The 13,941-nt window shown below is 39.3% G+C and carries 13 protein-coding genes; 3 read left to right on the top strand and 10 right to left on the bottom strand.

The window, feature by feature from the left end:
* The first annotated feature begins 33 nt into the window (after positions 1–33).
* Positions 34–300 (top strand): AbrB/MazE/SpoVT family DNA-binding domain-containing protein, encoded by a 267-nt coding sequence (locus PGLA_RS07870; protein WP_068531247.1) that lies wholly within the window; start codon positions 34–36, stop codon positions 298–300.
* 226 nt (positions 301–526) lie between these two features.
* On the opposite strand, the gene PGLA_RS07865 is transcribed toward PGLA_RS07870, so the two are convergent.
* The 8 genes from PGLA_RS07865 to pdhA all read right to left on the bottom strand — a co-directional run bounded on the left by PGLA_RS07865 (position 527) and on the right by pdhA (position 10,581).
* Complete coding sequence (locus PGLA_RS07865; protein ID WP_068531244.1) at positions 527–2,014, bottom strand: glutamate synthase subunit beta; 1,488 nt, start codon at positions 2,012–2,014, stop codon at positions 527–529.
* Positions 2,015–2,194: 180 nt separating this feature from the next.
* On the bottom strand, positions 2,195–2,686 hold the full coding sequence (locus tag PGLA_RS07860) for a dihydrofolate reductase (protein WP_068531241.1): 492 nt from the start codon (positions 2,684–2,686) through the stop codon (positions 2,195–2,197).
* A 21-nt stretch (positions 2,687–2,707) separates the two neighbouring features.
* Positions 2,708–3,502 (bottom strand): thymidylate synthase, encoded by a 795-nt coding sequence (gene thyA, locus PGLA_RS07855; protein ID WP_068531238.1) that lies wholly within the window; start codon positions 3,500–3,502, stop codon positions 2,708–2,710.
* 833 nt (positions 3,503–4,335) lie between these two features.
* A complete protein-coding gene (locus PGLA_RS07850) occupies positions 4,336–5,070 on the bottom strand; it encodes a CPBP family glutamic-type intramembrane protease (protein WP_068531235.1) in 735 nt (244 codons plus the stop codon).
* Between the two features lie 650 nt (positions 5,071–5,720).
* Complete coding sequence (lpdA, locus tag PGLA_RS07845) at positions 5,721–7,142, bottom strand: dihydrolipoyl dehydrogenase (protein WP_068531232.1); 1,422 nt, start codon at positions 7,140–7,142, stop codon at positions 5,721–5,723.
* A 2-nt stretch (positions 7,143–7,144) separates the two neighbouring features.
* Positions 7,145–8,440 carry a dihydrolipoamide acetyltransferase family protein gene (locus PGLA_RS07840; RefSeq protein ID WP_068531230.1) on the bottom strand — a complete coding sequence of 432 codons (1,296 nt, stop codon included), beginning with the start codon at positions 8,438–8,440 and terminating at the stop codon, positions 7,145–7,147.
* A 34-nt stretch (positions 8,441–8,474) separates the two neighbouring features.
* Positions 8,475–9,452 carry an alpha-ketoacid dehydrogenase subunit beta gene (locus PGLA_RS07835; RefSeq protein ID WP_068531227.1) on the bottom strand — a complete coding sequence of 326 codons (978 nt, stop codon included), beginning with the start codon at positions 9,450–9,452 and terminating at the stop codon, positions 8,475–8,477.
* Between the two features lie 61 nt (positions 9,453–9,513).
* Entirely contained in the window at positions 9,514–10,581 is a 1,068-nt protein-coding gene (gene pdhA, locus PGLA_RS07830; RefSeq protein WP_068531223.1) for a pyruvate dehydrogenase (acetyl-transferring) E1 component subunit alpha, read from the bottom strand.
* A 255-nt stretch (positions 10,582–10,836) separates the two neighbouring features.
* Between pdhA and PGLA_RS07825 the strand changes: the two genes are divergently transcribed.
* Positions 10,837–11,568, top strand: coding sequence for an alpha/beta hydrolase (locus PGLA_RS07825; protein ID WP_068531219.1), 732 nt, complete (start codon positions 10,837–10,839; stop codon positions 11,566–11,568).
* Between the two features lie 178 nt (positions 11,569–11,746).
* Here PGLA_RS07825 and PGLA_RS07820 read toward each other — a convergent pair whose 3' ends face one another.
* Positions 11,747–12,211: a low molecular weight protein-tyrosine-phosphatase gene (locus PGLA_RS07820; RefSeq protein ID WP_068531216.1), complete on the bottom strand. Its 465-nt coding sequence runs from the start codon at positions 12,209–12,211 to the stop codon at positions 11,747–11,749.
* A gap of 45 nt (positions 12,212–12,256) precedes the next feature.
* Entirely contained in the window at positions 12,257–12,883 is a 627-nt protein-coding gene (locus tag PGLA_RS07815; RefSeq protein WP_068531369.1) for a trimeric intracellular cation channel family protein, read from the bottom strand.
* A 219-nt stretch (positions 12,884–13,102) separates the two neighbouring features.
* Here PGLA_RS07815 and PGLA_RS07810 point away from each other — a divergent pair, with 219 nt between their 5' ends.
* Positions 13,103–13,744 carry a thiamine diphosphokinase gene (locus tag PGLA_RS07810; RefSeq protein ID WP_068531213.1) on the top strand — a complete coding sequence of 214 codons (642 nt, stop codon included), beginning with the start codon at positions 13,103–13,105 and terminating at the stop codon, positions 13,742–13,744.
* Positions 13,745–13,941: the final 197 nt, after the last annotated feature.

Genomic DNA, 13,941 nt, shown 5'->3' with positions numbered 1-13,941 from the left:
ATAATTCGATGAAACCATTAGGAGGAAATTAAAATGTTAAAAGCAACGGGTATTGTAAGAAAAGTGGATGAACTAGGTCGTATCGTATTACCGATTGAATTACGCAGAACTTTAGGAATTGAGATCAAAGATGGTTTGGAAATCTTTGTAGATGGTGACCGAATCGTACTTAAAAAATATGAACCTTCTTGTATTTTCACAGGAAATGCTGAGGATCTTATTTACTTCAAGGGTAAAATGATTAGTAAAGCTGCTATGGAAGAGATGATTTCGGTATATAACACTTCTTTTTCTAAATAATCCTAATCTGCTTCTTAATAGAATAAATTGAGATCGCTATAAAAAGAGAACATTCCAAAAGGGTTGCGCATCGACCTAATGGGATTAGTCTCTTTTTTATGTCTATTAAAAGTTAAGTTAATGTTATCTGTGAGCTAACTTTAACCAAAGAAGTATCTAAAAAAAACAAAACAGTAAGCTAAAGGTATTTAATCCCCCTAGCCTACTGTTTTCTATTATTATGAATTTATACAAGTACTGTAGATCCCATTAGGTACTTATCTACTTCGCGTGCAGCTTCGCGCCCTTCATTAATAGCCCATACGACCAAGCTTTGTCCACGACGCATATCCCCTGCCGCAAATACTTTCTCCACATTGGTCGTATATCTACCTTTGTGTGCTTTCACATTCGAACGACGATCCGTTTCAAGACCTAATTGCTCAATCATGTTCTGTTCAGGACCATCGAAGCCAATAGCGATTAATGCCATTTGCGCTTTGAATATACGTTCTGTTCCAGGAATCGGTTGATATACCTTTCGGCCTGTATCATCAATCATCCGCTGAATTTGTACCGTATGCAATTCTTGCAATTGGCCTTGATCATCCCCTACAAACTTCGTAGTCATAATCGAGAACTCACGTGGATCCTGCCCATAGATCGCTTTTGCTTCCTCTTGTGCATAATCTAATGTATAAACATTCGGGAATTGTGGCCACGGATTGCCTAATGGATCACGCTCAAGAGGTGCCTTATCATGTGTACCGAACTGTGTAATGCTAGTACATCCATGACGGAGTGAGGTTGCTACACAGTCAGAACCTGTATCCCCGCCACCGATGACAATCACATCTTTATCTTTCGCAGAAATAAACTCCCCATCTTCCAACCCTGAATCTAAGAAGCTCTTTATGGTTCCATTCAAATAAGTCATCGCATAATGGACACCCTTAAGATTAGAACCTTCAATATTGAACTCACGGGGTTTCGTCGCTCCTCCGCAGAGAACGACTGCATCATATTCGTCCACAATTTGCTGTGCTGGTATGTTACCACCAATCTCCGCATTAGTCACAAATTGAATGCCTTCGGCTTCAAGAATATCTACACGGCGTTGTACAACACCCTTATCGAGCTTCATAGCTGGTATACCGTAAGTCAACAAACCACCGATACGATCAGCACGCTCATAGACGGTTACGTTGTGCCCTGTCTTATTGAGTTGAGCTGCTGCTGCAAGTCCTGCTGGACCCGAACCAACGACAGCTACACGTTTACCTGTCCGTCTCTCTGGAGGCTTAGGAGCAACCCAGCCCTCTTCAAAACCTTTATCAATAATCGCTTGCTCAATCGTCTTAATCGTTACCGGTTGGCCAATCAATCCCACCGTACAGGAACCTTCACAAGGTGCTGGACAAACACGACCCGTGAATTCAGGGAAATTGTTCGTCTTATGTAGACGATCTAGCGCTTCTCTCCACAATCCACGATAAATTAAATTATTCCATTCCGGAATAAGATTATTTACAGGACAACCCGATGTTCCTCCTGCCATATCAATTCCCGTATGACAATATGGTGTCCCGCAATCCATACAGCGAGCACCCTGCGTCCGAAGCTCTTCTTCAGACATATGTTTATGAAATTCTTCCCAATCTTTAATCCGCTCCGATGGATCACGATCTATAGGAAGCTGACGACTAAATTCCATAAAACCTGTTGGCGTAGACATAACCCTATTCCTCCATCCCGTTCTCTCTTCAACATAATTATTTATATAGATACATCAATATGCGAGTGAATAAATACGTTATAATTTAATTATTCTAGCATCCCATTGATTTTATATTAATGGATTATCCGCATTATTATTTGTACTATTTATCATTAAAGTAACAGGACATGGAAGGGTTTAACATTTATTGCGATCATAGATAGAGAAACGATAATCATAAGGATTCTTGTCGTCTCTTACCCCTGGGATTTCCTCAGATAAAGACCAACAGGTCCAGTCTATATCTGGAAAAACAGTATCACCTTCAAAGTCTTCATCAATTCTTGTCACAAGAAGACGATCGGCATATGGCAACCATTTCTCATAAATTTGTGCTCCACCAATGATCATAAGCTCTTGATTATTTGCATATTCCAACGCTTCTTCTAGACTATGAATAATCTGAGCATCTTGTGATGTATATTCTGAATCACGTGTCATTACTATATTCGTCCGATCCTTTAATGGTTTACCACCAAATGACTCCCATGTTTTTCTCCCCATTACAACGGGCTTACCCATCGTTTGCTCTTTGAAGAAAGCCATATCACGTGGTAAATGCCACGGCATTCCATTGTCTTTTCCCATGACACCATTGCGGCCCATAGCCCAAATCATCGTAATACCCATTCGTATCTCCTCTCTTTCTTTCTATATTGCTACTGGAGCTTTAATTCCAGGATGATATTTGTAATCAACAAATTCGAAATCTTCAAAACGATAATCAAAGATTGAATCAGGTTTACGATTAATAACTAATTCCGGAAGATCATAAGGTTCACGCTGCAGTTGAGTCTGAACTTGCTCCATATGATTCGAATAAATATGCACGTCGCCACCGGACCAAATGAATTCTCCCACCTCTAGACCGCACTGCTGAGCCACCATATGAGTCAGTAAAGCATAACTTGCAATGTTAAACGGAAGACCTAAGAAGGTATCTACAGAGCGCATAGTAAGCATGCAAGACAACTTGCCACCAGCAACATAGAACTGAAATACAAAATGGCATGGCGGAAGCTTCATTTGGTCAATTTCAGCCACATTCCAAGCACTCACAATATGTCGACGTGAATCTGGATTATTTTTAATCGCTTCTATGACGTTCGCTATTTGGTCAATTCGCTCACCACTTGGGGATTCCCAAGATCTCCACTGCGAGCCATACACAGGACCCAATTCCCCGTTCTCATCAGCCCATTCATCCCATATGGAGACACCATTTTCTTTTAAATACTTTATATTTGTGTCGCCACTAATGAACCATAACAGCTCGTGAATGACGGATTTAAGATGAACTCTTTTGGTCGTTAATAGTGGGAACCCTTTCGATAAATCAAAGCGAAGCTGACGTCCAAATACGGATACCGTACCTGTGCCTGTCCGATCTTCTTTAGGTGTACCGTTGTCTAATATATCTTGTAGCAATTCTAAATAATTCTTCACTAATTAAAGCACCTCGCTATATTTTATATCGCTTATACGTGACAAGCCTATTCGAATCTTTGTGTTCTAAGTGTAACATGTATTTATCATTAAAATAAATATATACACTTCAATAAATAAAAATCGTATGGTTAATTGACACCTTGATTAAATCTGCTTTTTTTTGAAAAGATGACCTAAACAATCATGTATGCCGGTCGCTACGATAACGGATTGTCCTTCCGATCGCTGTTGCCCTCTGATTTCTTCATTGTATACCGCTTTTAGCGGTTGAAATCAAAGTGCAAAGGTTTATGCTTTCGAAGTAGCTTTCCTATGGAAAACTTATAGGCGAACGCTATCGCTTCTTCAGGACAATTCCGTCACCTTCGCTACTCCGAAGATTGTCCATGCTTTTTCCGAAGTAGCTAATCATAGTCCAGATCCTAAATTAATAATCAACAGAGATTTCCCATGTCTAATTCTGAAGACTTTACTTAATGTATCTAAACGTAAATAATCCCTCTAGGATGCTTACTCTAGTGACCACAACCAGGAACTTTGGATAATATAGAACATCCGGGTTATTTACAGTAGTGTTTAACATCCACAAGTGGTGAATCTGAGGAATGTCTTCTTTATAATTCCATTCGAGGAAGGACATTTCGGTAAAGCGGTTACACTCGCCTACAAACTTTCCGCAAAAAAAGCTACTTCGAATGCATATCCTTGCTCTCCGAATTTCAATCGTTACCGCGGCTTCAAATCAGAATTTTGGAGACCAAAGTGATTGGAGAAAAGGTCCACTCACGGAGCGTCCACACAAAATATAATAACGTTCGTAATTATTATCTCTATGCACTAATTAGACAAAACCTAATGATATCTACTATGGTGTGTGAACCCATAGCAGATATCAAATCTCGCTTACGCTGAAGTATTGCAAATGGCAAGCCAAATAACAGTGATAACACAATTACATTCGTAATATTGAATGTATTTAAGTCAAAGTGAATTAATACATGTGGCACCACCATAATCAAATAGCATAAAGTGTTTTGAAATTTGGTAAAGTTTTGCTCTTTGGCTATTACTGCACACAGCGCAAAAGGAAACATTCTGAAAATAATTTCCTCAGTAACACCAGCATTTATTGCTCTTAGTATTAATGAAAATTGAAATGATGGATTAATAGCTGTACTACTTAAACTAAGTAGTACGTTAATTATACCTAATACAATACCTACTATAATTAAAATCAAACAGGAGATTAAAATATCTTTCTTAGTGCTGTTTTTAACTAAAACTATTTTATTACCTGTAGTTTTAAACATACTCATCGCACCAATATAAATGACTATTGAGGACAACCCCATAATAAAATTTGATGGCATACTTATGCCCCCAAGCACACAACCGATAATAACATCAATTCGCGTTGTATTCTTATTTTTCAATATGTACAATACAGAGATAATTCCAAAAAGAGCAAACCAAATAATATTCAGCTGATTTTTAGCTGCAAACGACCATAAATATATTAACCCTACAAACAGTAAAATGAGCTTTAATCCTATTTTATTTCTCATCACTTATCACTCCATGTATATTTTTTTAACTTTATATTACAATAATCGTTTGAATGTTAACTATGAGGAATATTTCACAATAACTCATTAACCAGATACTCTAGAAATCCCCCCATATCCACTTGCTTTTGAAATAGGGTTCTATACCGCCCTAGTAGCCTTTGTAGTAATCGGTTTTATTCTGTTTCACATAACATTTAAGCAATCCAAATATTTAAAAAGTAAAGCTACCAAAAAATTCACACTCTTTGTAATACTGCTTCTATGTGGATTTTTTATATCTCGAGTAGGTATCCATATATGGGCAGAAACTCCTCCAATGAGTAAAGAAAGAGCTATAGAAATCGTAATGGAGAGTAACAAATCTAGCGATACTTTAACTTTTGAACATACGAGAAATAATTACAGAAACATTCGGTGGGATAAGAAAAATCATTATTGGATTGTGAAATTCTCTGATCAAAAGGGAACTTCATGTGATTATATTTGTTTCAGGTGGATCATGTAACGATTAGCGATTGGAGAAAAGGTCCGTTCACGGAGCGTCCACCCACACAATAGATCTTACGCATTCAACAAATCAAAAAGAGTGCCCCCAACCATTTCATCAATGGTTAGGGACACTCCTTATATATATAAGTTACTATTTCTTATTTGCGTGGAGCCATCATGTGGATTGGGTTACCAAGAGCAAGCTCGGCACCTTCCATCACGATTTCACCCAATGTTGGGTGAGCATGAATTGTCAAAGCGATATCTTCAAGCGTTGCACCCATTTCGATAGCCAAACCAAGTTCAGCGATCAAGTTGGAAGCTTCAAGACCTGCAATGTGGCATCCTAGAACAAGGTCAGTACCTTTTTCAGAGATCAACTTCACGAAGCCGTCAGGGCTATTTAGAGACAATGCGCGACCGTTACCAGCAAATGGGAATTTAGCTACTACAACTTCATAACCTTTATCCTTCGCTTCTTTCTCTGTATAACCAACGCTTGCACATTCAGGATCTGTGAACGCTACTGCTGGGATACACTTGTAGTCAACTACAGATGCATGACCAGAGATAGCTTCAGCTGCTACTTTAGCTTCATATGAAGCTTTATGAGCAAGAGCAGGACCTGCAACGATATCACCGATAGCGAAGATATGTGGGAAGTTCGTGCGACCTTGATGGTCAACTTTCACTAATCCACGTTCGTCCATTTCGATACCTACAAGATCAAGACCAAGTTCACCATCTGTATTCGGACGACGACCAACTGTAACAAGCAAGTATTCTGCAGTTACTTCTTTGGACTCTCCACCTACAGAATATTTCACAGTAACGTCTTTATCTGTTTGTGTAGCACTTTCAGCTTTAGCATTAGTGATAATTTCAATACCTGTTTTCGTCATGTTCTTCACAACAAGTTTAGTCATATCTGGATCGAAACCGTTAAGTACGGATTCCAAACCTTCAACGATTGTTACTTTTGTTCCGAATTTCGAGAACATTTGACCAAGTTCAGCACCGATATATCCACCACCGATAACAATTAGGCTCTTCGGAATTTCAGGAAGATCCAATGCTTCAGTTGAAGACATAATACGACCACCAAATGGGAATGGTTTAAGTTCGATTGGACGAGAACCTGTAGCAATAATACAGTTCTTGAAACGGTAACGAGGTGATTCGTGATCATTAAAGCAACGAGCTTCGTTCTCATTGATGAACATACATTCACCATTGAATACTTCCACTTTGTTACCTTTAAGTAATCCAGCAACGCCACCAGTTAATTTCTTAACAACACTGTTTTTGAATTCTTGTGTTTTACCGAAATCCACTTTCACGTTCTCTGCACTTACCCCAAATGCAGCACCATGTTGTGCAGACTCATAATGATGAGCAGCAGCAATCAAAGCTTTGGAAGGAATACATCCGCGGTTAAGGCATACGCCACCAACTTCGGATTTATCTACGATTAATACTTTTTGGCCTAGTTGAGCAGCACGAATTGCTGCCACATAACCACCAGGACCTGCACCAATGACTAACGTATCGATATCAAGAGAAGCGTCTCCAACTACCATGATTAAACCTCCATAACTAGAAGCTCAGGATTATTGAGCAGCATTTTAATGTAGTTCATAAAGTTTTGTGCAGTTGCGCCATCGATAATACGGTGGTCAAAGCTTAGAGACAATGCCATAACTGGTGCAATAACAATCTCACCATTCTTAACTACAGCTTTTTCAGAGATACGACCTGTACCCAAGATTGCAACTTCAGGGAAGTTGATGATTGGAGTAAAGAACATACCGCCAGCAGAACCGATGTTAGAGATTGAAATTGTACTACCCTTCATTTCGTTAGGGGACAATTTACCATCACGTCCACGAACCGCTAGGTCTTTGATTGAATCAGCAACCATCCAGATGCTCTTACGATCAGCATCTTTGATAACTGGTACGATCAAGCCATTATCTGTATCTGTAGCAATACCGATATTGTAGTATTTCTTGTATACAATCTCGTTGCTTTCTTCATCAATCATCGCATTAAGAGCAGGGAATTGACGGCAAGCCGCAACAAGTGCTTTCACGATAAATGGAAGATAAGTAACTTTGATTCCTTTTTTCTCAGCGATTGGTTTCATACGTGTACGGAAATCCACCAAGTCAGTTACATCTACTTCATCCATGATTGTAACGTGTGGAGCAGTGTAAGCCGATTTAACCATAGCGTTAGAGATCATTTTACGGATACCCTTGAATGGTACACGTTCTTCTTCGCCTGCTGCACTAACCGAAGTTGTTGCAGTTGAAGCAGCCTTAGGAGCTTCTTCAGTTGTAGTTGAAGCTGCTGCTACTGGTGCAGAAGTTGCTTGACCACCATTCTTAAAGGATTCAACATCTTCCTTCGTAACTTTACCGTTATTACCGGAACCAGTTACGGTAGAGATATCAATACCTTGCTCACGAGCAAATTTACGCACGCTAGGTGTTGCAAGTACATCTTTGTTTGGAGCTGCTGGAGCAACAACTTCAGCATTAGCTGGTGAAGAAGTCGTGTCAGCGCTACCTTTCGCTACATCTGCTTCTTGCTTAGAATGATCTTCAGCTGGAGCATCTTGCTCAGGAACGTCACCTTCAGCATCAATAACAGCTACAACGTCACCTACGCGACATACTTGTCCGTCTTTGGTTAGTACTTCTAATACTGTACCATCCACTGGGCATGGAACTTCAATCACTGCTTTGTCATTCTGTACTTCCATTACGATAGAATCGTCAGTAACTTTGTCACCAACTTTGATATGCATCTTGATGATTTCACCTTCGTGTAAACCTTCGCCTAACTCTGGAAAACGGTATTCAAATTTAGCCAATTTAATTTACCTCCTTATTAATGACTGCAAGCTGTTAGTATTCCATCACTGTGTTAACAGCTTTAATGATACGAGCTGGTGTTGGGAGCCATGAATCTTCGATTTGTGCAAACGGATAAATAGTGTCCGGACCCGCAACGCGAAGAACTGGAGCTTCCAAGTGCAGAATAGCTTTTTCGTTGATTTGAGCAATAACTTCAGCTGCAATACCTGCGCTCTTTTGTGCTTCCTGTACTACAATTGCACGATTTGTTTTCTTAATGGATGTTACAATCGTGTCTATATCAAGTGGATTTAATGTACGTAAGTCAATAATTTCTGCTTTAATTCCTGATTTCTCTAACTCATCAGCTGCTTTCGTAGCTGTATGAACAGTCATTCCATAAGAAATGATTGTTACGTCAGAACCTTCACGAACGATATTAGCTTTACCAAGTTCAATCGTGTATTCACCTTCTGGAACTTCTGCACGGAATGCATGATAAAGATTCAAATGCTCCATAAAGAATACTGGATCGTTATCGCGAATTGCAGAGATCAAAAGTCCTTTTGCATCATAAGGGTTAGAAGGAACTACTACTTTAATACCCGGAGTTTGAGTAATCAAACCTTCCAAGGAATCTGTATGAAGTTCAGCCGCCTTAACGCCACCACCAAATGGTGTACGGAATACGATTGGAGAATTGTAACGTCCACCTGAACGGTAACGCATACGTGCAGCTTGAATTAACATTTGATCCATTGCTTCGAAGATAAATCCAACGAATTGAATTTCAGCAATTGGACGGAATCCTTGGATACCAAGTCCTACAGCCAATCCACCGATTGCAGATTCTGCTAGTGGTGTATCAAATACACGATCTTCTCCGAAAGCCTTCTGCAAACCTTCTGTTACGCGGAAAACCCCACCTACATTCCCTACATCTTCTCCGAAGATCAAGACGTTAGGATCACGCTCTAATTCTACGCGCATTGCATCACGAATTGCTTCTTTCATATTCATTTGAGCCATTGCTTCATATCCTCCTTAAACATTCACAGTCACGTTGGTTATTTATATGTTTTCGTTATCTTTATTCGAAATCAGCTTTTTGTTCTTCCAAATATTTCGGTGTGTTCTCGAACATACTGTCAATCAAACCGGATACTGTCATTTTTTCTGTTTTTTCCGCTTTTTTGATTTGTTCGTTCACTTCAGCCTTAGCTTCTTCTCTTACACGAGCTGTATCTTCTTCAGTCCAAAGACCTTTTTTCTCTAGATACTTAGCAAGACGTGCAATCGGATCCTTCGCACTCCATTCCACTTCTTCTTCTTTCGTACGATACTTACTAGCATCATCAGACAAGGAGTGTGGACGGAAACGATATGTTACAGCTTCGATCAATGTTGCACCTTCGCCATTACGACCACGTTCTGCAGCTTCTTGAACAGCACTAATGACAGCGAATACGTCCATACCGTCAACTTTAATACCTCTGATACCCGCCGCTACTGCTTTGTGAGCAATAGAAAGGGCAGCTGTTTGTTTGGAGAATGGTGTAGTGATTGCATAACCATTGTTTTGAACAAAGAAAATGACCGGAAGTTTGTATACGCCTGCATAGTTAAGACCTTCATAGAAGTCGCCTTCAGACGAACCACCGTCACCTGTATATGTGATTGCTACTTGTTTTTGTTTTTTAAGCTTGAATCCCATTGCAATACCCATTGCATGTAGAATTTGAGCACCAATAATAATTTGTGGCATCAATACGTTTACACCTGCTGGAATTTGACCTCCATGTTGGTGACCACGTGAATATAAGAATGCTTGATAAAGTGGAAGTCCGTGCCATACTAGCTGCGGAATGTCACGATATCCAGGACATACAAAATCTTCTTTCTGAAGAGCGTACTCGCTCCCAATCATTGTTGCTTCTTGGCCAGACACAGGAGCATAAAAACCAAGACGTCCTTGACGACCTAAGTTAACTGCACGGTCATCCCAAGTACGAGTAAATACCATACGATACATAATTTCTTTCAATTGATCATCAGTAAGCTTTGGCATCATATCTTCATTAACGATTTCACCATCTGGAGACAAAACGGATAGTGCTTCTACTTCCTCTGTATACACTTCATAAGGAACCTTACTCATTATCTTCACCTCAACAAAAAAATTTGATTATCATGTGCACCTGTTATAATATTATTATACACCTGTTCCATACAATTAGTCAAAGGTTAATCCTATTTAATTCAATAGTTTTGATCTTTGTATGTATAACAGATCGCAATAATTGGTATAACAGATAATACATTTAATAAACCAGCTATTAAATTTATCACAATAGTATCTTAGCTTATCGATGTGTTCATTGCAAAAATCAACGAAAGAAAAAGGTGACCATACATGACTGATTCACGTTACTTAAAACGGACCATTATAAAAGAAGAAATGGACAGCAAATACCTTGCAGAAACTCGTAATCTCCGTATCTATTTACCTCCTGGATATAATGAAATCCTAAGCTATCCTGTTGTATATTGCCAAGATGGAGAAGAATTTTTCAACTTTGGCCGAATTGCAACAATTGCTAATCGTCTGATTCTTGATGAAGGTGCTGAACCTTTTATTATAGTAGGAGTCGAAGTCGACACTACCGTTCGCACAGCAGAATATGCACCTTTCGGCAGCAGATTTGAAGCTTACGTAAAATGCTTTGCTGAAGAAATTATCCCCTATGTGCAACAGAAATATCCCGTACGCACGGAGACCACCGAAACTTTGATTGCTGGCGACTCACTTGGTGGGAGCGTATCTCTTCATATCGCTCTACAATATCCACATTTGTTCACGCGAGTACTTAGCTTGTCCGGTGCATATTATGAAGCCTCTCAACAACTCATTGCTTCCGAAACGGACCTATCTTGGTTAAACATCTTCATGATTGTTGGTCTTCAAGAGAACGAGTTCACAACAGATACGGGTACGTATGATTTTGTTCAACTGAACAGAGACACAAAGAGCTTGCTAGAAGCACGTGGAGCAGAAGTCCATTATGAAGAGAAAGATGGTCATCACCTTTGGGGTTTCTGGCAAAAAGAATTACCAAACGCACTTTTGTATTTTTTTGAAGAATAAGATGTTGACACCTATATAGATTGAACTGGTGAGCGCAAACTTTAGTTCAATCTATATCATTAAATCCTACCCACTAGTGCTTTGATGAGGTAAGGATTTATTTTTTCGCCCCACATTGACTGCGCTTTCACAGCAGTTCTTGCAAAAAGGCATGTTTGTTCATGCCCTTTTGTTATCATTATAGCTTTTCTTTCACAATTTTACTCAGTAATACGTCACATCCAGCGTCCATTAATTCATATACCTCTTCAAAGTTTCCTGTAAAATATGGATCTGGAACTTCACGTAACGTCTCTTCAGGTAATAAATCCATAAACTGAATGATGACCGCCTCAATTCCTCCCTCAAGCTTTCTAAGATTCGTCAGGTTAGATTCATCCATACAGATTATGTAGTCAAAAGCGCTGAAATCTTCACTTAACACTTGTCTAGCTGCCATTCCTTCATAACTAATCACATGCGTATCCAACATTTTTCTCGTTCCTTCATGCGGAGGATGACCAATATGCCAATCTCCTGTACCTGCTGAATCGACTGTAATCTGTTGCTCTAGTCCCTGTTTATTAATCTTGTCCCGTAATACAGCTTCAGCCATGGGAGATCTACAGATGTTACCGAGACAAACAAACAGAACTTTAATCAATGTGCTTCATCCTTTCAAATATAACTCGTTAGTATACGGATCCACTTATCCGCTAAGTCTTGATGTAGAATTATTAATAGAACGTCTTGGCAGTCTCCACTTATAGAAGACAGACAACATTCTAAATACAACGACACACACGAACAATGTTAGCAACTGCCACGAATTGTGTAACCAATTCAGTCCAATCGCCGCACCTGCAAGCATCGCCCATACAGCATAGATCTCATCACGTAATACAAGTGGTTTACGACCCGCAAGTATATCTCGTATGATTCCCCCTCCGATCCCAGTTAAAACAGCAGCCACGAGAACTGCACTTAAGGGATGATTCATTTCCGTTGCATAGATTGCTCCTTGTATCGCAAAGGCAGACAATCCAATAGCGTCGAATAACGCTTCTGTTTTCTTCCAGTGCTTAATCCATTTCAGAGGTAGTATAAAAGCGATCACGACAGAAATAAGCGCCAGACGAATCAGCAATCCCTGACTCCACAATGAGGTCACAGGAACACCAATTAACACATTTCGTATAATTCCTCCACCAAATGCAGTGACAAGCCCTAAGACGATCACTCCAAGGATATCATACTCTTCTTCCATTGCGACAAAAGCACCTGACATCGCAAACGCAATTGTTCCGATAATGCTGAACCACTCAAATATATGCATATCCACTAGAGCGACCTCTTTCCTATCATGATGCTGTCACCATTGTAAACATGACTATATGAATTGTGCAACCATCAATTCTCATTTATACTTGATTTTAAACTTCATCTACATAGAATGAACTATAGTTTACACGCAAACATCCTATAGACTTAGGTCTTAAGGGTTTGTCTTTGGTTAAATCTATCTATTAAAATGATCATTGGAGGACATATACATATGACACATACACGCGTAATCATTTTTTCAGGTGGAAGCCTATATCCGGAGTTCTTGGATCAAATCCAAAAAGATGACTTCATTATAGGAGCCGATAAAGGCGCCTTATTTCTAATTCAAAATAACGTTCATCCGCATATATCCGTTGGTGATTTCGATTCAATCTCGGAAGAAGAGAAACAAATCGTTTCTTCATCTAGTGGAGAGATGTTGGACTGCGATGCTATTGATAAGAATCTGACGGATACTGAACTGGCATTTGAGATAGCTCTGAAACAGAGTCCTACACATATATTACTTGTTGGTGGAACAGGTTCTCGGCTTGACCATACCCTTGCTAATATACAAATGCTAAACAGAGCGCTACAGCACCATACTTCACTCACGATACTCGACAAAAACAATTATATCGCGATAACAGATTCCACACTTAAAGTTAACAATCTGGGTTATACCTATGTGTCCCTCTTACCGATGACTGCTGAAGTGACAGGTGTTACTATAGAAGGTTTTGAATATCCACTAAAGAATGCAACTTTAAAATTAGGACAATCTCTAGGGATCAGTAACCGTCTCATAGGAAAGAAAGCTACCGTAACTATCGGAAGTGGATTGTTATTAGTTATCCAAAGCAAAGATTAAATACTACAGTTTTGTAATAAAATAATATTCATAGATTAAGCCAAGAACCTATGCAACATAAGTGTTCTTGGCTTATTTTGAGTTTCAAAAAATAAATAATTTAATATTTTGTAACTTTTAATCAAATTTTAATAAAGCAACTCTAACGACTGCTGTAGCAGTGTTTTTTAATGGATGTCCAAATATTAGGCTGTTAC

The organism is Paenibacillus glacialis, assembly GCF_001637205.1.
GTDB classification, from domain to species: domain Bacteria; phylum Bacillota; class Bacilli; order Paenibacillales; family Paenibacillaceae; genus Paenibacillus_AQ; species Paenibacillus_AQ glacialis.
Note: the sequence above shows the minus strand (reverse complement) of the source record. Positions and strands in the feature narration are given on the sequence as shown.